Raw genomic sequence first — 19,307 nt, 5'->3', positions numbered from 1 at the left:
GACAGCGGACTACCGCGGTTCGACCTTGAGACGCAGCGTGCCATCGCTCACCCGTGCGTCGAGCCGATCACCAGGCGCGGCGTCCAGCACGCTGCGGACGATGCGGCCGTCGTCGTGTTGCAGGATCGCGTAGCCGCGCGCGACCGTCGCCAGCGGGCTGACCGCTTCCAGCGAGCGGGCGAGGGCGCGCAGGCGCTGGGCGTCGTTGCCGAGCCGGCGGGCGATGCAGGCCTGTGGCCGGTTCGCCAACGAGGCGAGTCGCTCACGCAGGCGGTCGATGCAACGTTGCGGGTGGGCGGCGCGCAGCACCGCGTCGGCATGGCGCAGGTGGGCGCGTTCGCGATCGAGGCGTTGCTGCCACGCGGCCGCCAGCCGTCGCATCGCCTCGGCGTGGCGCCGGTGCAGCAGGTCGAGCCGCGCGCGCGGGCGCAGGGCGTTGAGGCGCAGCGCGGCGCGGTCGGCGCGCTGCATCCGCTGCCGCAGGTGCTGGGACTGCAGGTTGCGCAGGCGGGCGTCGAGGGCGCGCAGGCGGCGCTCCAGGTCGTCGCGGCCCGGCACCAGCAGTTCGGCCGCGACCGACGGCGTCGGCGCGCGCAGGTCGGCGGCGAAGTCGGCGAGGCTGAAATCGGTCTCGTGGCCGACCGCCGATACCACCGGCACGTCGCAGGCCGCGATCGCGCGGGCGAGCTGCTCGTCATTGAACGCCCACAGGTCTTCCAGCGAGCCACCGCCGCGCGCCAGCACCAGCACGTCATAGCGTCCGGACGCTGCCGCGCGCTGCAGCATCGTGGTGATCTGTGCCGCAGCAGTCGCGCCCTGCACCTGCACCGGCAGCACGTCGGCCTCGACCAGCGGGAAACGCCGGCCCAGCACGCTGAGCACGTCACGCACCGCGGCGCCACTGGGCGAGGTGATCACGCCGATGCGCGACGCGAACGCCGGCAGCGGCCGCTTGCGCGCGTCGTCGAACAGGCCCTCCGCCTGCAGCTTGGCCTTGAGTTCCTCGAACGCGCGACGCAGCGCCCCTTCGCCGGCTTCCTCCATGTGGTCGAGCACCATCTGGTACTCGCCGCGCGCTTCATAGAGGGTGACCCGGCCGCGCGCGAGTACCCGCAGGCCTTCGCGCGGCTGGAACTTCAGCCAGGTGCTCTTGGGCTTGAACATCGCGCATCGCACCTGTGCGCGCGCGTCCTTGAGGGTGAAGTACAGATGGCCCGATGCCGGCCGCGAGACGTTGCCCAGTTCCGCCTCGACCCAGATCAGCGGGAAGGCGCCTTCCAGCAGGTCGCGCGCCAGCGTGTTGAGCTGGCTCGGGGTGAGGACGTGGTTGCGGTCGTCGAGGCTCATCGGGAGTGGGGCGGGGCGGCTGGATACGGTAGCGCAGCGCCCCGCGGCGGTCACCCGCGCGCTGGTGGCAACCACTGTAGGAGCGGCTTCAGCCGCGATCCGGAGTCGGTGCGAGCGACCACACATCCGATCGCGGCTGAAGTCGCTCCTACAGGAGCGGTCGCAATGGCGGCGGTACAATGCCGGGCATGAATTCCGAAGTCGCCAATCCCTCTGCCCACCCCGTATTCGGCCCGCAATCGCGACGCCCGACCCGCGCCGTGACCATCGGCGGCGTGCAGGTCGGCGGCGGCGCGCCGGTGGTGGTGCAGTCGATGACCAACACCGACACCGCCGACGTCGACGGCACCGTCAAGCAGGTCGCCGACCTGTGGCGCGCCGGCTCCGAACTGGTCCGGATCACCGTCAACACGCCGGAGGCCGCCGCCGCGGTGCCACGTATCCGCGACAAGCTGGCGATGATCGGCGCACAGGTGCCGCTGATCGGCGATTTCCACTACAACGGCCACCAGTTGCTCACCGCCGAGCCGGCCGCGGCCGAGGCGCTGGCCAAGTACCGCATCAACCCGGGCAACGTCGGTTTCGGCAAGAAGCGCGACAGCCAGTTCGCGACCCTGATCGAGCTGGCGATCAAGCACGGCAAGCCGGTCCGGATCGGCGCCAACTGGGGCTCGCTCGACCAGTCGCTGGCGACCCGGCTGATGGACGAGAACAGTGCCCGCGCCGAACCCTGGGACGCCGGCCGGGTGCTGCGCGAGGCGTTGATCCGCTCGGCGCTGGATTCGGCCGAGCGTGCAGTCGAGATCGGCCTGCCGGCCGACCGCATCGTGCTCAGCGCCAAGGTCAGCGGCGTGCAGGAATTGATCGCCGTGTACCGCGAACTGGCCAGCCGCGGCAATTACGCGCTGCATCTGGGCCTGACCGAAGCCGGCATCGGCAGCAAGGGCATCGTCGCCTCCAGCGCGGCGCTGGCGGTGCTGATGCAGGAAGGCATCGGCGACACCATCCGCATTTCGCTGACCCCCGAGCCCGGCCAGTCGCGTACCAACGAGGTCATCGTCGCGCAGGAACTGCTGCAGACGATGGGCCTGCGTGCGTTCACCCCGATGGTGACCGCGTGCCCGGGCTGCGGCCGCACCACCAGCGAGTTCTTCCAGGAGCTGGCCAAGACCGTGCAGGAACACGTGCGCGCGAAGATGCCGCAGTGGAAGGTCACCCATCCGGGCGCGGAGAACCTGACGCTCGCGGTGATGGGCTGCGTGGTCAATGGGCCGGGCGAGTCGCGCCACGCGAACATCGGCATCTCGCTGCCGGGCACCGGCGAGGCGCCGTCGGCGCCGGTGTTCGAAGATGGCCAGAAGACGGTCACCCTGCGTGGCGAGAACATCGCCGACGAGTTCGTCGGCCTGATCGACAGCTACGTGGAACGCCATTATGGCGGCGTCCGGGTCGCCTGACGCCGGCAACGGCACCGGGCTGCCGAAGCCCGGTGAGGTACTGCGCGAAGAGCGCCGCGTCACCACCGACCTGCTGCATCGGCATGGCTGGCGACTGCTGCTGGTGTTCATCGGGCTGCTGCTGCCGCTGTGGGGCTTTGCCGAGCTGGCGGACGAGATCCACGAGCAGGAGGCCATCGCGTTCGACGAGCCACTGCTGCATTTCGCCCACGGGCTGGCGGCACCCGGACTCGACCGCTTCTTCGTCGTCCTGACCGACATCGGCTACCTGCACGGCGTGGTTCCGTTCGACATTGCGCTGGTGGTGGTTCTGCTGGCGCTGCGCCGCTGGCGTGCGGCGACGTTCGCGGCGGTCGCGCTGGCCGGCTCCGGACTGCTCAACGTCGGCACCAAGCTGGTGTTCGCGCGTGACCGTCCGTCGCTGTGGGAGTCGATCACGCCCGAACTTACCTACAGCTTCCCCAGCGGACACGCGATGGGGTCGGCGACGCTGGCCTGGGTGCTTGTTCTCTTGGCGTGGAGGACCCGGTGGCGCTGGCCCGTGGTTGTTGTCGCGGTTCCGTTCGTGTTGCTGGTCGGTTTCTCGCGCGTCTACCTGGGTGTGCATTACCCCTCCGACATCCTGGCCGGATGGGCCGCAGCCAGCGCGTGGGCGGTGGTGAGTTACTTGGCGGTGTTCCGGCTGCATGGGCGGCCGTGGAGGGAGCCGCTGGTCCGGTAATGGACCGCCGTCACGCGGAAATATTTGCTGCACTGCACGATATTTCCTGGAACAGTGTTTCAACTAGCGATGCCTGCCAGTGCGTGCCGCGCCTATCCTGACAGCGCTTGCAAGTCCCATATGACGGGTTTATGCCCCGTTTATCCACTTCCTTGGGCAAACCGCCAGATTCGGCACGGTCGCGCCAGCGCAGAACGAAAATTGACGGCGAACCCGGCCGCTCCTAGTTTCGCCCGGTCGCGCACCGACCCGGTGCCGACGGTCCGCGCGGATGAGCCCCGGCACCTGGACAGGTGCCGCCGAGCAATCGGTGAAGGCAGTCGCGGGGAACAGGGGGAATTTGTTCAATCCACGGCACCGCCATGGCGGTTGCAGTTTCTTCATGGAAAGGAGATTTCGGATGGCACGCAACTCCCGTATCAATCACTTCCGCAACAACCACGTGAAAGTCCTGGTCGCCGCGATCGGCATGGCCGCGGCGTCGACGGCGATGGCCGCCAACACCCAGCAGGTGCAGCGCCAGAGCCTGGTGGCCACCCCGGCCAGCCAGCTTGCCGGCGAACTGGGCCTCGGCGCCGGCATGGCACTGAAGGCGCGCAGTTCCGCCGCGACCCCCGGCAATACCCGCACCGTGCGCATGCAGCAGACCTATCGCGGCGTGCCGGTCTACGGCCACAGCGTGGCGGTGGTGCAGGATGCCCGCGGCAATGCCCTGCGCATGAATGGCCAGGTATTGCAGGGCGTGCAGGTCGACCTGCCGTCGGTGACACCGAAGCTGAGCCAGGCCCGTGCCCAGGCCGTGCTCGCGCGCAACAGCCAGTCGGTGCGGGCTGCCGGTGAGGTCAGCAACCAGAAGGCGCAGTTGTTCGTCTATGCGCCGCAGGGCCAGGCGCGGCTGGTGTACCTGACCTCGTATTTCGTCAACGGCGACGCCCCCGCGCGCCCGACCGCGATCATCGACGCCAACACCGGCGAGGTCATCTCGCAGTGGGACGGCCTGACCACCGCCGATGGCTTCGGCCCGGGCGGCAACCAGAAGATCGGCCAGTACCAGTACGGCACCGATTTCCCGGCGCTGGACGTGCAGCAGTCGGGCAGCACGTGTTCGATGGTCAACGCCAACGTCGAGACGCACAACTTCAACAGCGGTTCCAGCGGCCCGATCCACAGCTTCAACTGCCCGACCAACACGGTGAAGCAGATCAACGGCGCCTACTCGCCGCTCAACGACGCGCACCATTTCGGCGGCGTGATCTACGACATGTACGACGCCTACCTGGGCGTGCCGCCGCTGACGTTCCGGCTGAAGATGAACGTGCATTACGGCAACAATTACGAGAACGCGTTCTGGGACGGCTCGTCGATGACCTTCGGTGACGGTGCCAGCACCTTCTATCCGCTGGTATCGCTGGACGTCAGCGCGCATGAGGTCAGCCACGGCTTCACCGAGCAGAACTCGGGACTGGAGTACCAGTACCAGTCCGGCGGCATGAACGAAGCGTTCTCGGACATGGCCGGCGAGGCGGCGGAGTTCTTCGACCGCGGCAGCAGCGACTTCCTGGTCGGTGCCGACATCTTCAAGGGCAGCGGTTCGCTGCGCTACATGTGCAACCCCAGCCAGGATGGCGCCTCGATCGACCACGCCGATGACTACTACGACGGCCTCGACGTGCACTACTCCAGCGGCGTCTACAACAAAGCCTACTGCGAACTGGCGCAGACCAGCGGGTGGGATGCGAAGGAAGCGTTCCAGGTGTTCGCCTACGCCAACCAGTTCGAGTGGCAGCCCAACTCGACTTTCGATGAAGGCGCGTGCGGGGTCGAGGCCGGTGCGACCGAGCTCGGGTTCCCGGTGGCCGACGTCACCGCGGCGTTCGCCGTGGTCGGTGTCAGCTGCGACGGTGGCACCACGCCGGACCCGGGTGGCGGCGAACTCGAGAACGGCGTCCCGGAAACCGGAATTTCCGGCAACCAGGGCAGCCAGCAGTTCTGGACCCTGGAAGTGCCGGCCGGTGCGTCCAACCTGGAGTTCACCACGTCCGGTGGCAGTGGCGATGCGGACCTGTACGTCAAGTTCGGTTCCGCGCCGACCACGTCCAGCTACGACTGCCGTCCGTACCGCAGCGGCAACAACGAGACCTGCAGCATCAGCAACGTGCAGGCAGGCACGTACCACGTGATGCTGCGTGGCTACAGCTCGTTCTCGGGCGTCAGCCTGACCGGCAGCTTCGATGGTGATGGCGGTGGTGGTGGCAACACCTACTTCGAGAATGGCTCCGACGTGGCGATCCGCGATCGTGCGACCGTGGAAAGCCCGATCACTGTCAGCGGCGTCGGCGGTAACGCCCCGTCGGACCTGGAAGTGACGGTGAGCATCGACCACACCTACGTCGGCGACCTGCGCGTGGACCTGGTGGCGCCCGATGGCAGCGTCTACAACCTGCGCAACCGCAGTGGCGGCAGTGCCAACGACATCGACGCGACCTACACCGTCAATGCCTCGTCGGAGTCCGCCGACGGCACCTGGAAGCTGCGGGTCAACGATGCCTATACCTACGACACCGGCAAGATCGACCTGTGGAGCCTGCAGTTCTGAGGCTTGATGGTCGAGTGATGTGAAACCGGACCCCGGCCTCGCGCCGGGGTTCTTTTTTACTCGCCCGGCTTGACCGCGCTGGTCGGCGCCGTGGTCGCGGCGCGGCGCGCGAGTTGCGCCTCGCGGTGGGCGATGTAGCCATTGGCGCCGAGGATGATCGCGGCGCCAATGAGGGTCCAGCGGTCGACGCCCTCGTTGAACAGGAAGAACGCCAGCACCGCGACGATCGGAAGCTGCATGAAGCTGATCGGCTGCAACGCCGACACGTCGCCGATTTTCAGCGCACGCGTCCACAGCATGTGGCCGGCGGTGCCGAGCCCGCCGGCGGCGATGACCCACAGCCAGGTGATGCCCTGCGGCCACTCCCAGACCGCCAACGCCGGCAGCAGCGACAACGGCACCCAGAACAGCGTGGTCAGGATGACGATGCGGTCGGCCGGCTCGGTGTGGGAAAGCTGCTTGATCTGGATCGCGACGATGGCGCTGATCACCGCCGCGGATACCGCCACCAGCGTCCCGGCGCTGAAGCCCTCGGTGCCGGGGCGCACGATCACCAGCACGCCGATGAAGCCCAGCACCACCGCGCTCCAGCGGCGCGCGCGGACTACTTCGCCCAGCATCAGCACCGCGGCGATGGTGGCGAACAGCGGGCTCGAATATGACAGCGACACCGCTTGCGCCAACGGCAGGTGGCCGATCGCCCAGAAGCCGCAGAACATCGAGAGGGTGCCGAGCACGCAGCGCACGCCGTAGCGCGGCAGTTGTTGCGTGCGCAACAGTCCCGGGCCGTGCTTGAGCAGCAGCGGCAAGGCCGCGATCAGGCCGAAGAAACTCCGGAAGAACGCGACTTCGAAGGTGTGCAGCGATTCCGACGCCAGCCGGATCGCGATCACCATGACTGCGAAGAAACCAGTGCTGCCCAGCATCAGCAGCGCGGCGCGGGTGTGGGTCGGGAGCGCCATTACCAGTGCGTGCCTATCATTCGGGGTTCCGGTTCCAGCGCGACCCCGAAACGGACCTGTACCGAATCGGCGATGCGGCGCGCGAGGTCGAACAACTGGCGTCCGGTGGCGTTGCCGTGGTTGACCAGCACCAGCGCATGCGAGGCCGCGACGCCCGCGTCGCCGTCGCGATGGCCCTTCCAGCCGCAGGCGTCGATCAGCCAGCCGGCCGACAGCTTGCGGCGGTCAGGATCACCCGCGCCGAAGGCGGGCAGGGTGGGATGGTCGGCCACCAATGCATCGGCCTGGCTGGCGGGCACGATCGGGTTCTTGAAGAAGCTGCCGGCGTTGCCGAGCACCGCAGGGTCGGGCAGCTTGCGGCGGCGGATTGCGATCACGGCGTCGGCGACATCGCGCGGGGTGGGACGCTCGATGCCCTTGGCCGCGAGTTCGTCGCCGAGGCCGGCGTAGTCAAGGATCGGCGCATGCCGGTGGGGCAGGTCGAACTCGACCGCCGTGACGATGAAACGGTCTGGCTGGCGCTTGAACACGCTGTCGCGATACGCGAATCCGCATGCCTCTCGGGTGAGCCGCATGGCCTGACCAGTGGTCGGTTCGAACGCCTCCACGGCGTGGATGAACTCGCGGACCTCGACCCCGTAGGCACCGATGTTCTGGATCGGCGCGGCACCAACGGTGCCGGGAATCAGCGCAAGGTTTTCGAGCCCGGCGAACCCCCCGGCAAGGGTGTCCATGACGAAGCCGTGCCACTGCACGCCAGCGTCGGCACGCACGATCGCGCGATCGCCATCGTCGGCCAGCACCCGTACATCGCGGCCGGTCAGCGCCACCAGCGGCCGCCCGGGATCATCGACGAACAGCATGTTGCTGCCCCCGCCAAGCACCAGCGGCGCCTGACCGGCAAACTCCGGGGACTCCAGCAGGGCGGGCAATGCGCGGGCATCGTCGACCTCGGCCAGCACGGTCGCGCGGGCGGGTACGCCGAAAGTGTTGCGCGATTGCAATGGGGCGTCGCGAAGGATGCGGATGGCGCGGTCGGGCTCGAGAGCCGGGTCCTGCACGTTCATGCGACCGGCGGCACCGGCCCGCGGCTGGGTGCGAACTTGCGTCGGCGGATCGCCTCGACACATTCGCCGACGAGTTCCGGACCGCGGTAGACCAGCCCCGAGTAGCACTGCACCAGGCTCGCGCCGGCCGCCATCTTGGTCACCGCGTCGGCGCCCGACAGGATGCCGCCGACACCGACCAGCGGGATCGCTTCCGGCAGGCGGGTGCGCATCATCCGCAACACCGTGGTCGACTGGCCCATCAGCGGCCGGCCGGACAGGCCACCTTGCTCTTCGGCATGGCGCGCGCCCTCGACCGGGATCCGCGACACCGTGGTGTTGGTCGCAATCACGCCGTCGACCTCCAGCTCGGTCAGCACGCGGGCGCAGGCCTCGATGTCGGCATCCGACAGGTCCGGCGCGATCTTGACCAGCATAGGGATGCGCCGGCCGTGCTTCGCTCCGAGGCGCTCCTGCTCCTCGCGTAGCGTGCCGATCAGGCGGCGCAGCAGTTGCTCTTCCTGCAACTCGCGCAGCCCGGCGGTGTTGGGCGAGGAGATGTTGATCGTCACGTAGTCCGCCAACGGGTAGACCCGCGACAGGCAATACATGTAGTCGCCCTCGGCGATCTCGTTGGGCGTGTCCTTGTTCTTGCCGATATTGATGCCGAGCAGGGCACCCTTGCGCTCGGCGCGCTCGACATTGCGTACCAGTGCGTCGACGCCGCCGTTGTTGAAGCCCAGCCGGTTGATCACCGCCTGCTGCTCGGGCAGGCGGAACATGCGTGGTTTCGGATTGCCGGCTTGCGGCCGCGGAGTAACCGTGCCGATTTCGACGAAGCCGAAACCCAGCGCCATCAATGCATCGATGTGCGCGCCGTCCTTGTCGAGCCCCGCCGCCAGGCCAACGGGGTTCGGGAAGTCGAGGCCGAACACGCGGGTCGGCAACGGCTCGGGCGCCCGCCCGAGCAGTCCAGCCAACCCGCTGCGATGGCCGGCCCCGAGCGCACGCAGGCTCAGGTCATGCGCGCGCTCGGCATCGAGCCGGAACAGCCAGGGACGGGCGAGCGCGTACATGTCCGGTTCTCGCTGTACGGGTCGCGGTTACAGGTCGAACTTGATGCCCTGGGCGAGCGGCAGTTCGTCGGAGTAGTTGATCGTGTTGGTCTGCCGGCGCATGTAGGCACGCCACGCATCCGAACCCGACTCGCGACCGCCACCGGTCTCCTTCTCGCCGCCGAACGCGCCGCCGATCTCCGCACCCGAGGTGCCGATGTTGACGTTGCAGATGCCGCAGTCGGAGCCGCGCGCCGACAGGAACAGCTCGGCCGCCTTCAGGCTCTCGGTGAACAACGCCGAGGACAGGCCCTGCGGCACGTCGTTCTGCATCGCGATCGCTTCTTCGAGGTCCTTGAACTTCATCACGTACAGGATCGGCGCGAAGGTCTCGGTCTGCACGACCTCCGAGTCGTTGGACAGGCCAGTGACGATCGTCGGCTTGACGAAGTTGCCCTTGCGATCCAGCGCGGCACCGCCGGTCTCGACCTTTCCGCCAAGCGCCTTGGCCTTTTCGATCGCGTCCAGGTACGCCTGCACGCCGTCCTTGCTATTGAGCGGGCCCATCAGGTTGGCGGTGTCCATCGGGTCACCGGTCTTGCTCTCGACCTGCTGGTAGGCGGTGACCAGCTTGGCCAGCACGTCGTCATGGATGGACTCGTGGATGAACACGCGGCGGGTGGTGGTGCAGCGCTGGCCGGCGGTGCCGACCGCGCCGAAGACGATGGCCGGGATCGCCAGCTTCAGGTCGGCGGTCTGGTCGACGATCATCGCGTTGTTGCCGCCCAGCTCCAGCAGCGAACGGCCCATGCGGCGGGCGACGCGCTCGCCGACGTGGCGGCCGACCTTGGTCGAGCCGGTGAAGCTGATCAGGCCGATGCGCTTGTCGTCGACGAAGGTCTGGGCCAGTTCGGTGCCGGCGTCGTTGAACAGGAAGAAGATGTCGGGGAAGCCGCCCTTCTTCAGCGCCTCGTTGCAGATGCGGATCGAGGCGATTGCCGACAGCGGGGTCTTCGGCGACGGCTTCCAGATCGTGATGTCGCCGCAGACCGCCGCGACCAGCGCGTTCCAGGCCCACACCGCGACCGGGAAGTTGAACGCCGAGATCACCCCGACCACGCCCAGCGGGTGCCACTGCTCGTACATGCGGTGGCCCGGACGCTCGGAATGCATGGTCAGGCCGTACAGCTGGCGCGACAGGCCGACGGCGAATTCGCCGATGTCGATCATCTCCTGCACTTCGCCGTCGCCCTCGGGCTTGGACTTGCCCATTTCCAGCGCGACCAGCGAACCGAGCAGGTCCTTGTTCTCGCGCAGCGCGTCGGCGCACAGGCGCACGGCTTCACCGCGGCGCGGGGCCGGGGTGGTGCGCCAGACCTTGAAGGCCGCCTGGGCGCGCTCGACGATGGTGTCGTAGTCGTCCTGGGAGGACGCCTGGACCCGCGCCAGCACCTCGCCGTCGGTCGGGTTGACCGGCTCCAGGATGCCGGCGTCGCTCGTCTTGGCCCATTCGCCATTGCCGAGGTAGGTGCCGGATTCGGTGCCGTTCAGGCCGAGCGCGGTGAGGACGGGGTGGGTCATGGGTAACTCCTTGGAAACAAACAGAAAAGGGTGGAGCGGAAAGCCAAAGCATTGAATAGTCTGGCCATGGACGGCCGGGCTCTTGCGCACGGACGCGCAAAAAGTACTGCTGGTGACCCCGACACGATTCGAACGTGTGACCTGTCCCTTAGGAGGGGACCGCTCTATCCAGCTGAGCTACGGGGCCATCCGGTCGATTATCGCAGGAACGGGTCGCGATGACCTCCCCCGGAGCGAGCAGCCGGCCGCGATCGGTCCGGACGACCACTCGCGACGGGATCGCCGGCCTCAGCCCTCCAGCATCGGCCGGATCCGGTCCAGGTTCTCCTGCAGTTGCTCGTCGCGTCCGCCCTCGCAAAGCAGCACGAACACGCGGTCGAGCAGGTGCTGCAGCGCGGAGTGGTACAGCAGGGGTTCGATATGTGTCCGGTCGTCGTGTGCCGACACCAGCAGGGTGAGGTCGGCGTGCGCCCGCAGCGGGTTGGAGGTGTGCCGGGTCACGGTGACGACGCTGCCGCCGCGTTGCCGGAACAGCCGGCCGATCTGGCACAGCGCGGGTTGCTTGCCGTGCTCGGAGAACACCAGCAACACGTCGCCGGCGCGGGCGGCCGAGACGCTGGCGGTCATGTGCGCGGTATCGAAGTTGTGCACGGTGAGGATGCCCAGCAGCGACAGCCGCAGCGCGAACGCGCGGGCATGGATGTCGTCCTCGCCGAGGCCGATGATGAACACCTTGCCGTGGTGGCCGGCATCGGCGATCACCGTCGCCACCGCCTCGATCGCCTCGGGCGGGTTTATCGAGCGGGTTTCCTCCTGCGCCTCGGACTTGCTGCGCCACAACTCGAGTGCGGCATCGCGTTGCGGTTCGACGTCGTCCGCATCCGGGTGCGTCGCGTCGTCGCCGTTGTCGGCGCGGGCAATCGCCTCGCCAACCGAGTATTTGAGGTCCGGATAGCCTTTGAAGCCGAGCTTCTGGCAGAACTTGACCACGCTGGACTGGCTGATGCCCAGTGCGTTGGCCAGTTGCTGCGAGGAGTAGTCGCGCAGCAGCTGGGCGTTGTCGAGGATGAAGTCGGCGATGCGGCGCTCGATCGCCGACATCTGGTCGCGACCGGCGCGGATCTTCAGCAGCGCCGCCACGGTCAGGCCGCCGCGCTGCCCATCAGGATCGGTTCCAGTCCCTGGATGCTGCGGATGCCGAGTCCCGGGGCGTCGGTGATCGAGATCTCCGACTCGTTGAAGATCACCCCGCCTTCGACCGGGTTGCCTTCGCACAGCGATGGGCCGTCGAGGTCGACCTTGGTGATCACGTCGGACTTGGCGACCGCGAGGTGCACCGCGGCGGCGACGCTGATGCTGGATTCGAGCATGCAGCCGATCATGCAGTCGACCTGGTGCATGCCGGCGATGTCGGCGATGCGGATGGCGTTGGAGATACCACCGGTCTTCATCAGCTTGATGTTGATGATGTCGGCCGCGCGCATGTTGATCAGCTTGATCACCTCCATCGGCCCGAACACGCTTTCGTCGGCCATGATCGGGGTGTGCACGCGCTCGGTGACGTAGCGCATGCCTTCCAGGTCGCGCGCCTTGACCGGCTGCTCGACCAGTTCCAGCCGCACCCCGGCGTCCTCCAGCGCGGTGATCGCGAACACCGCCTGCTTGGCGGTCCAACCCTGGTTGGCGTCGAGGCGGAGCAGGGCGCGGTTCTCGACCGCTGCGTAGATCGCCTTGGTGCGTTCGATGTCGACGCCGATGTCCTTGCCGACCTTGATCTTCAGCGAGTCGAAGCCGCGCTCGACCGCGCTGATCGAGTCGGCCACCATCTTGTCGATGGTGTCGACGCTGATGGTGATGTCGGTGGTGACGACCGGATCTCCGCCGCCGAGCATCTTGTACAGCGGCGCGTCGTACAGTTGGGCCCACAGGTCGTAGATCGCGATCTCGACCGCCGCCTTGGCGCTGGAGTTCTTCTCCATCGAGGTCTGGATCAGTCGCGTGATGCGGTTGAGGTTGGCGATCTCCTCGCCGATCAGGCGCGGCGAGATGTAGTGGTGGATCGCGTCGATGATCGAGCCGTGGGTGTCGCCGGTGATCACCGCGGTCGCCGGCGCCTCGCCGTAGCCGACGTGGCCGGTGTCGGTATGCACCATCACCACGATGTCCTCGACCCGCTCGACCGTGCGCAGCGCGGTCTTGAACGGCGTCTTCAACGGCACCCGCAACATGCCGAACTTGATCTCCGTGATCTTCATGGCCTGGCCTTCATGGTCGTGGTTTCGACACCGGTCGGGGTGGTCGCGAGTCCGCCCAGCCCGCCGTGGGGCCGCACGATACTGGTCATCCGGTCTACGTAGGTTTCGTGGTCGTTGAACATCATCGGCAGCAGCGGGGTGACCGACACGCCGTTGAGCGACATGCCCTGCAACTCGCCGTCGGCACCGAGGTAGCTGCCGCCGTTGGTGTCGTGGATGACATACGGCGCGCCGTCGACGTGGCCGATCACCATCATCACGTGGCCGGGGATGTAGACCAGGTCGCCGACCTGCAGCTCCGCCACCGCGGCCATCCGCGTGGCGCGGTCGTCGTCCTTGTCGAAAGTGACGTGGTGCAGCGCCGGGCTGACCGCCTGCGCGCTGGTGTTGCGCGGCAACTGCACGCCCATGCTGCGGTAGATTTCCGACACGAAGCCGCTGCAGTCGCGGGCGTCATAGGAATGGCCCCAGCCATAACGCTCGCCGAGGAACTTGAAACCCTGCCGGACCAGGTTGGCGGGGGTCAGCGGCAGGTAGTCGGATGCGCTGTCGAGACGCCTGGGCAACAACGCCGACGAAAAGCCCAAGCTGCCATCGTCATTGCGCACCGGCAGCCGGAGGATGTGCGCGGTATACGGATGCTGGCCATTGACCGCCTGGTCCGGCGGCGCGTCGGCGAGCGGTACGCGCAGGCCCATGTCGAGCTGCAGTTGCGAGACGCGCGGTTCCTCGCGGGTGATCACGGTGTCCTCGGTGCCGCCGGTGATGACGCGGTAGGGCGCCTGGTCGACGTAGCCGAAGACTTCGGCGGCGCTGCCGATCGCCACGTAGCGCTTTTCGATCCACGCCGCGTAGCGCGGGCTGACCACGAAAAGCCAGTCGCCGTCGCGGCTCTCATGGGCAACCACCACCGGCGTGCCGGGGAACAAGGCGCTTTCCTGCAGGCGGTCGATGTCGGTCTCGCCGGCGCGGCTGAACATGCGTTGTGCGGTCGGGAAGGTACGCAGTGCCGCACGATGGACGACCAGCCCATGGCGGGTCGGTTGCGAGGCCGGAATCGCATCGAGCGCAAGGTTGTCGACCATCGCGTCCAGCGCTGCCTCCGGCACCGGCGCGCCATCGACATCGAAACGCTCGCTGGTCGGACGCTCCGACAGATCCTCGATCCAGCCACGCACGGTGGCGCGGTCGAGCGTCGACGGGATCGCGCGCACGTCGTGCATCGACGGGTCGAGTTGCTGCAACCGGGCGTTCTGCGCGGTGATCGCCGCACGATCCATCAGCACCCCGTCCGGTTGCGTCATCCGTGCGACCCAGAAGCCGGGGGCGAGGTACTCATCCCGGATGCCGATGACACCGCTTTCCGGCACTTCGTAGGTCGGCGTGGCTGGCGTGTCACGCGCAGACGATGGCGCGGCGGCGCCGAACGCGATTGCCAGTCCAAGTGCCAGCGCGGTAAGGAGCGGCGATCGCCTCGTCATGGTTGTCCCCGTGAGAGCTGCATTGCGTTCGTTGTGCGCTGCGGAATACATGATTCTTATATCACACCATAAAAGAATAAATTATTGACCGGTCATGACGCCCGTGCTACACACCCACCTTCACTGGAAAACCCGGGTGGGGAAGACTCGCGGATGGACACGGTGCGACAAACAGCTACCGCAACGATGCGGCAGGCCAGGCGACGAAGCCGGAAGGGGACGGTGTCGATCTGGTCGATGTGGTTGGCATTGGGGCTGATGTGCTGCTCCGGTGTCGTGGCCGCGCAGCAACCGGTGCCGCTGCCGGAAGTCATCGAACTGGTGGATGAAGGCCACTTCGCCGATGCCGAAGCCATGATCGCCAAGGGTCTCGACGACGCGACGTTGCCTGCGGACACCCGCGAGGCGCTGGAGTTCGAGCGCGAGCGCATGCGCCGCATCCTGATCGACTTCCATCGCGACGAAGCCGAGGTGCGCAAGCGCCTGGGCGAACGCATCCCCGACCTTCGCGACGAGGAGTTCGCACGCTGGAAGCAGGCCAACCTGCTGGAGCATCGGGTCATCGACGGTCGCACGTGGTACTTCGACCGCGCGATCTCCAATCTGTTCCGCCTGAGTCCGGAGGCCAACGCCCGGCGCGCCGATCCTTCCTTCAGTGAGGGACCGATGGAGTCACCGAACGCGCACCAGGCCAGCGTGCGCGAAGCGGCACTGGCCAGCGGCAATACCAGCGTCGGTGGCCACCGCATCCGCGTCACCCAGACCCTTACCGTCGACGCCGACGCGGTGCCTGCCGGCGAGACCGTGCGCGCATGGATTCCGTATCCGCGTGCGATCCCCGGGCAGCAGGAAGACATCCGCCTGGTCCGCAGCAGCCCGGAGGGTGCCGAGGTCGCACCTGAGTCGGTGCTGCAGCGCACCGCTTACCTGGAGCAGCCAGCGCGTGCCGGCGAGCCGACCGAATTCGCGATCACCTACGAGCTGGACATCCTGGCGCGCTATTTCGACATCGATGCCGAGCGGGTGACGCCGGCGCCGGCCACCGCCGAACTCGCCGCCTATCTCGGCGAGCGCGCGCCGCACATCGTGTTTACTCCCGAACTGCGCGAGTTCTCGAGCAAGGTCGTCGGCGATGAGACCAACCCGTACCTGATCGCCCGCAAGCTGTTCGCCGCGGTCGACGAGATTCCGTGGGCCGGGGCGCGCGAGTACTCCACCATCTCCAACATCAGCGACTACGCGTTGCACGCCGGCCATGCCGATTGCGGCCAGCAGACGCTGCTGCTGATCACCCTGCTGCGACTCAACGGCATTCCCGCGCGCTGGCAGTCGGGAATGGTGTTCGAAGGGGGCGAGGGTCCCGACCACGACTACTGGAACCTGCATGACTGGGGCTGGGTCTACCTCGCGCCCTACGGCTGGGTGCCGATGGACGTGACCACCGGTCGCTTCGAGGGCAACGCCGAGCTCGAGTGGTTCTACCTCGGCGGCCTCGACGCCTACCGCATCGTGTTCAACGACGGCTGGGGCAGCCAGTTCCAGCCCGCCAAGGTCCACTTCCGCTCCGAGACCGTCGACTCGCAGCGCGGCGAAGTCGAGTGGAGCGGAGGCAACCTGTATTTCGACCAGTGGGATTACGGATTCGAGGCACGCGAGATCCGGCCCAGCACAACCAATCCATCAACCAGATCGACGATCACACCGCCGGAGGGGACATGAACAGCAGGGCATTCCGTAGAAACGCGCTTTCCATAGCCATGGGGCTTTGCATGGCGTCCCTTGCACCGGTGGCACTGGCCCAGGACGGCTCGGTCATCGGCCAGTCCCAGGCCGGGGCGCAGGTCACGGTGACCAATCCGCAGACCGGCTTCAGCCGCAGCGTCACCGCCGATGCCAGTGGCAACTACCGCTTCGCCTTCTTGCCGGTGGGCACCTACCAGTTGCAGACCAGTGTCGATGGCCAGCCGGTCGGCGAGGCGGTGCAGGTGCGCGTCGGGCTCGGCAACGCCACCTACGTCGGCTCCGTCGACGACGCCGGGACCACTACCCTGGGTGCCGTGCAGGTGACCGGTTCGCGCGTCATCAACGCGGTCGACGTCAGTTCCACCGAGTCCGCCACCAACGTGACCGCGGAAGAGATCGCGCGCATGCCGGTGGAGCGCAGCGTCAGCTCGGTGGCGCTGCTCGCACCCGGCGTGGCGGGCGGCAGCGCCGGTTTCGGCGGCATTTCGTTCGGCGGCTCGTCGGTGGCGGAAAACGCCTTTTACATCAACGGCCTGAACGTCACCGACTTCTACAACCGCGTCGGCTTCTCGGAAGCGCCGTTCGATTTCTACCAGGAGTTCCAGGTCAAGACCGGCGGCTACTCGGTGGAGTTCGGACGCACCACCGGTGGCGTGGTCAACGCCGTCGCGAAGTCCGGCACCAACGAGTTCCATTCCGGCGCAAAGGTGGTCCTGACGCCGGAGAACTGGCGCGAGGAAGCGCACGACAGCTACCTGGATGGTGAGCGCTACCTCACCCGCAGCCGAGACACCTCCGACTCCACCCGCATGAACATCTGGGCCTCCGGTCCGCTGGTGAAGGACAAGCTGTTCTTCTTCGCCATGTACGAGGGACGCCAGGTCGATCCGCAGAACACCGACAACCAGGGCAACAACCTCACCGAAGGCAACAGCGACGACGGTTTCTGGGGCACGACGCTCGACTGGCAGGTGACCAACAACAACCTGCTCAGCCTGATGGCGTTCTCCAACGAGAACCGGGTCAACAGCACCACCTACGACTACGATTACGACACCGACACCATCGGCGACGAGCTGAGCACCGGGTATTCGGAGAGTGGTGGCAAGAACTGGGCGCTGACGTGGACGTCCTACCTCACCGACAACCTGTCGATGAAGCTGATGCATGGCACCAACGAGCGCAACAGCATCACCGGCTCGCCGGTCGATGGGGATTGCAATTACGTCACCGCCGGCACCGGCGTGGTCGATCCCGGCGTGCCGCTGGGTTGCAACAACAACTCCAGCATCTACGACCGCAACGACGAGCGCGAACAGACGCGCGCGGACTTCGAGTGGGCAGCCGGCGACCACCTGGTGCGGTTCGGCATCGACCGCGAGGTCAACACCTCCGACCTCAGCCAGGTCTACTCCGGGCCGGATCGCCTCCAGTACAACGTCTACAGCGCCGTAGCCGGAACCCAGAACGACAACTGCGGCGGGTTCTTCGTGCCCGACGGTTACACCGCCTGCATCCGTGCCCGGCAGTACGAAATCTCCGGCGCCTTCGAATCCAACAACCAGGCGTGGTACATCGAGGACAACTGGTCGATCACCGACGACTTCATCCTGAGCCTGGGCATCCGCAACGAGGCGTTCGACAACAAGGACGCGGAAGGCACCACCTACATCGAGATGGACGACATGTGGGCGCCGCGGCTCGGCTTCTCGTGGGACATGAAGAGCGACGGCACCACCAAGCTGTTCGGTAACGTGGGCCGTTACTTCCTGCCGGTGGCCAACGTCATCAACATCAAGCAGGGCGGCGCGCTGCTTGATGCGCGCAGTTACTACGGATTCGACGGATGGGAGATCCGCGAGACCAACGGCGTCGAGTACGCGATGCCGATCCTCGGCGAGTTCATGGGCTTCGACGACGACCAGGGCGACGGCACCGTCGGCGACCTGCGTTCGGAGGTCGACTCCGACATGGACCCGGTCTACCAGGACGAGTTGATCCTCGGCTTCCAGCAGCAGCTCAGCCAGGCCTGGTCGTGGGGCGTGCGCGGCATCTACCGCAAGCTCAACAATGCGATCGACGACATCAACATCACCGCGACCCATTGCGGCCGGGTCAGCAGCAACTGGGTGATGGCCAACCCGGGCGAGGAAGTCACCATCTGGGGTGACACCGATTGCGACGGCGTCGATGACGGCTACGTCAGCATCGATACCTCGCAAGGCGGCTATTGGACCGAGGCCGACAACTACGAGTTCGTCGACGGCGAGTGGGAGTACGCCGGTTCCACCCCGACCGGCCAGCGCGGCTGGGTCAAGCCGGAGCGCACCTACAAGGCGCTGGAGTTCCAGGTCGACCGCGCGTGGGATGACAAGTGGATGTTCAACGGCTCGTACACGCTGTCGTGGAACGAGGGCAACGCCGAGGGTCCGGTCAACACCGACACCAACTTCGGCGATACCGGCCGCACCGAGAACTTCGACGACCCGTTCGTGAACCTCGATGGCTACGGTCCGCTGGCCAACGACCACCGCCACCAGATCAAGCTGCGCGGCACCTACGCGCTCAACGACAACTGGCGCGTGGGCGCCACGGTGGATGCGAAGTCGGGTGGCCCGATCACCGGGTTCGGCGTCGGCAACCCGTACAACTGGAAGCTCTACCACAGCTACTACCTGTGCGTTGAGAACTGCACGCCGCCCGATGGCGCGGCGGAAGGCGATACCTGGAGCACCAGCGACCGCATTTACGAGCACTCCCCGCGTGGTGGCGAGGGCCGGATGCCGTGGACGGTCGACCTTGGCGCCAGCGTCGCCTATGAACGCGAGTTCGGGCTGGCCACGTTCCGCGCCAAGCTGGCTGTCTACAACCTGCTCAACGACCAGGAGCCGGTCTGGGTCTACCAGGAACTGGAGTCCAGCGTGGGCGAGCGCGATCCGTTCTTCGGCCAGGAGCGCTTCCTGCAGTCCCCGCGTTACGCGCAGTTGATCCTCTCCTTGTCCTACTGATCCATCCGATTGGCGGCCTGCTCTGCGGGCCGCCATTTTTTTCAGGCGCCGGCGA

At 66.9% G+C, this 19,307-nt stretch carries 13 protein-coding genes and 1 tRNA gene; 5 read left to right on the top strand and 9 right to left on the bottom strand.

Annotated features, from left to right (window positions below; genetic code table 11):
- Positions 1-9: 9 nt before the first annotated feature.
- Entirely contained in the window at positions 10-1,347 is a 1,338-nt protein-coding gene (gene xseA, locus ACT9F5_RS04120; RefSeq protein WP_445118651.1) for an exodeoxyribonuclease VII large subunit, read from the bottom strand.
- A 188-nt stretch (positions 1,348-1,535) separates the two neighbouring features.
- On the opposite strand from xseA, the gene ispG reads away from it, so the two are divergent.
- The 3 genes from ispG to ACT9F5_RS04105 all read left to right on the top strand — a co-directional run bounded on the left by ispG (position 1,536) and on the right by ACT9F5_RS04105 (position 6,121).
- On the top strand, positions 1,536-2,804 hold the full coding sequence (gene ispG, locus ACT9F5_RS04115; protein ID WP_445118650.1) for a flavodoxin-dependent (E)-4-hydroxy-3-methylbut-2-enyl-diphosphate synthase: 1,269 nt from the start codon (positions 1,536-1,538) through the stop codon (positions 2,802-2,804).
- Positions 2,782-3,525, top strand: coding sequence for a phosphatase PAP2 family protein (locus ACT9F5_RS04110; protein WP_445118649.1), 744 nt, complete (start codon positions 2,782-2,784; stop codon positions 3,523-3,525). Before ispG ends, ACT9F5_RS04110 begins: the two co-directional genes overlap by 23 nt.
- A gap of 400 nt (positions 3,526-3,925) precedes the next feature.
- The gene (locus tag ACT9F5_RS04105; protein WP_445118648.1) at positions 3,926-6,121 is read left to right on the top strand and encodes a M4 family metallopeptidase; all 2,196 of its coding nucleotides are present in this window, start codon (positions 3,926-3,928) and stop codon (positions 6,119-6,121) included.
- A gap of 56 nt (positions 6,122-6,177) precedes the next feature.
- On the opposite strand, the gene ACT9F5_RS04100 is transcribed toward ACT9F5_RS04105, so the two are convergent.
- From ACT9F5_RS04100 to ACT9F5_RS04065, 8 genes are all read right to left on the bottom strand, one after another.
- Positions 6,178-7,083, bottom strand: coding sequence for an EamA family transporter (locus tag ACT9F5_RS04100; protein WP_445118647.1), 906 nt, complete (start codon positions 7,081-7,083; stop codon positions 6,178-6,180).
- Positions 7,083-8,150: a UDP-N-acetylmuramate dehydrogenase gene (murB, locus tag ACT9F5_RS04095; RefSeq protein WP_445118646.1), complete on the bottom strand. Its 1,068-nt coding sequence runs from the start codon at positions 8,148-8,150 to the stop codon at positions 7,083-7,085. The genes ACT9F5_RS04100 and murB overlap by 1 nt, the downstream gene beginning before the upstream one ends.
- Complete coding sequence (locus ACT9F5_RS04090; protein ID WP_445118645.1) at positions 8,147-9,205, bottom strand: quinone-dependent dihydroorotate dehydrogenase; 1,059 nt, start codon at positions 9,203-9,205, stop codon at positions 8,147-8,149. Before ACT9F5_RS04090 ends, murB begins: the two co-directional genes overlap by 4 nt.
- A gap of 27 nt (positions 9,206-9,232) precedes the next feature.
- Positions 9,233-10,765, bottom strand: a complete 1,533-nt coding sequence (gene amaB, locus ACT9F5_RS04085) for an L-piperidine-6-carboxylate dehydrogenase (protein WP_445118644.1) — start codon at positions 10,763-10,765, stop codon at positions 9,233-9,235.
- A 110-nt stretch (positions 10,766-10,875) separates the two neighbouring features.
- Positions 10,876-10,952 (bottom strand) — tRNA-Arg (locus ACT9F5_RS04080).
- A gap of 101 nt (positions 10,953-11,053) precedes the next feature.
- Positions 11,054-11,905, bottom strand: a complete 852-nt coding sequence (locus ACT9F5_RS04075) for an SIS domain-containing protein (protein WP_445118643.1) — start codon at positions 11,903-11,905, stop codon at positions 11,054-11,056.
- Positions 11,906-11,907: 2 nt separating this feature from the next.
- Positions 11,908-13,020, bottom strand: a complete 1,113-nt coding sequence (locus ACT9F5_RS04070; RefSeq protein ID WP_445118642.1) for an enolase C-terminal domain-like protein — start codon at positions 13,018-13,020, stop codon at positions 11,908-11,910.
- A complete protein-coding gene (locus ACT9F5_RS04065) occupies positions 13,017-14,501 on the bottom strand; it encodes an SH3 domain-containing protein (RefSeq protein WP_445118641.1) in 1,485 nt (494 codons plus the stop codon). Before ACT9F5_RS04065 ends, ACT9F5_RS04070 begins: the two co-directional genes overlap by 4 nt.
- Before the next feature lie 258 nt (positions 14,502-14,759).
- Between ACT9F5_RS04065 and ACT9F5_RS04060 the strand changes: the two genes are divergently transcribed.
- Both ACT9F5_RS04060 and ACT9F5_RS04055 read left to right on the top strand, forming a co-directional pair.
- Entirely contained in the window at positions 14,760-16,220 is a 1,461-nt protein-coding gene (locus ACT9F5_RS04060) for a transglutaminase domain-containing protein (RefSeq protein WP_445119492.1), read from the top strand.
- Entirely contained in the window at positions 16,217-19,252 is a 3,036-nt protein-coding gene (locus ACT9F5_RS04055) for a carboxypeptidase regulatory-like domain-containing protein (protein ID WP_445118640.1), read from the top strand. The genes ACT9F5_RS04060 and ACT9F5_RS04055 overlap by 4 nt, the downstream gene beginning before the upstream one ends.
- Positions 19,253-19,307 lie beyond the last annotated feature (55 nt).

The sequence above is a fragment of the Lysobacter sp. F6437 genome (assembly GCF_052547215.1).
This window is presented reverse-complemented; position numbering and strand designations above follow the sequence as displayed.

What these genes read in the sequence shown, in the direction of transcription:
- ACT9F5_RS04065 (WP_445118641.1), bottom strand. Translation starts at nt 14,501, where the DNA reads ATGACGAGGCGATCGCCGCTCCTTACCGCGCTGGCACTTGGACTGGCA.
- ACT9F5_RS04100 (WP_445118647.1), bottom strand. Translation starts at nt 7,083, where the DNA reads ATGGCGCTCCCGACCCACACCCGCGCCGCGCTGCTGATGCTGGGCAGC.
- ACT9F5_RS04110 (WP_445118649.1), top strand. Translation starts at nt 2,782, where the DNA reads ATGGCGGCGTCCGGGTCGCCTGACGCCGGCAACGGCACCGGGCTGCCG.
- xseA (WP_445118651.1), bottom strand. Translation starts at nt 1,347, where the DNA reads ATGAGCCTCGACGACCGCAACCACGTCCTCACCCCGAGCCAGCTCAAC.
- ispG (WP_445118650.1), top strand. Translation starts at nt 1,536, where the DNA reads ATGAATTCCGAAGTCGCCAATCCCTCTGCCCACCCCGTATTCGGCCCG.
- ACT9F5_RS04070 (WP_445118642.1), bottom strand. Translation starts at nt 13,020, where the DNA reads ATGAAGATCACGGAGATCAAGTTCGGCATGTTGCGGGTGCCGTTGAAG.
- ACT9F5_RS04055 (WP_445118640.1), top strand. Translation starts at nt 16,217, where the DNA reads ATGAACAGCAGGGCATTCCGTAGAAACGCGCTTTCCATAGCCATGGGG.
- amaB (WP_445118644.1), bottom strand. Translation starts at nt 10,765, where the DNA reads ATGACCCACCCCGTCCTCACCGCGCTCGGCCTGAACGGCACCGAATCC.
- ACT9F5_RS04090 (WP_445118645.1), bottom strand. Translation starts at nt 9,205, where the DNA reads ATGTACGCGCTCGCCCGTCCCTGGCTGTTCCGGCTCGATGCCGAGCGC.
- murB (WP_445118646.1), bottom strand. Translation starts at nt 8,150, where the DNA reads ATGAACGTGCAGGACCCGGCTCTCGAGCCCGACCGCGCCATCCGCATC.
- ACT9F5_RS04060 (WP_445119492.1), top strand. Translation starts at nt 14,760, where the DNA reads ATGTGCTGCTCCGGTGTCGTGGCCGCGCAGCAACCGGTGCCGCTGCCG.
- ACT9F5_RS04105 (WP_445118648.1), top strand. Translation starts at nt 3,926, where the DNA reads ATGGCACGCAACTCCCGTATCAATCACTTCCGCAACAACCACGTGAAA.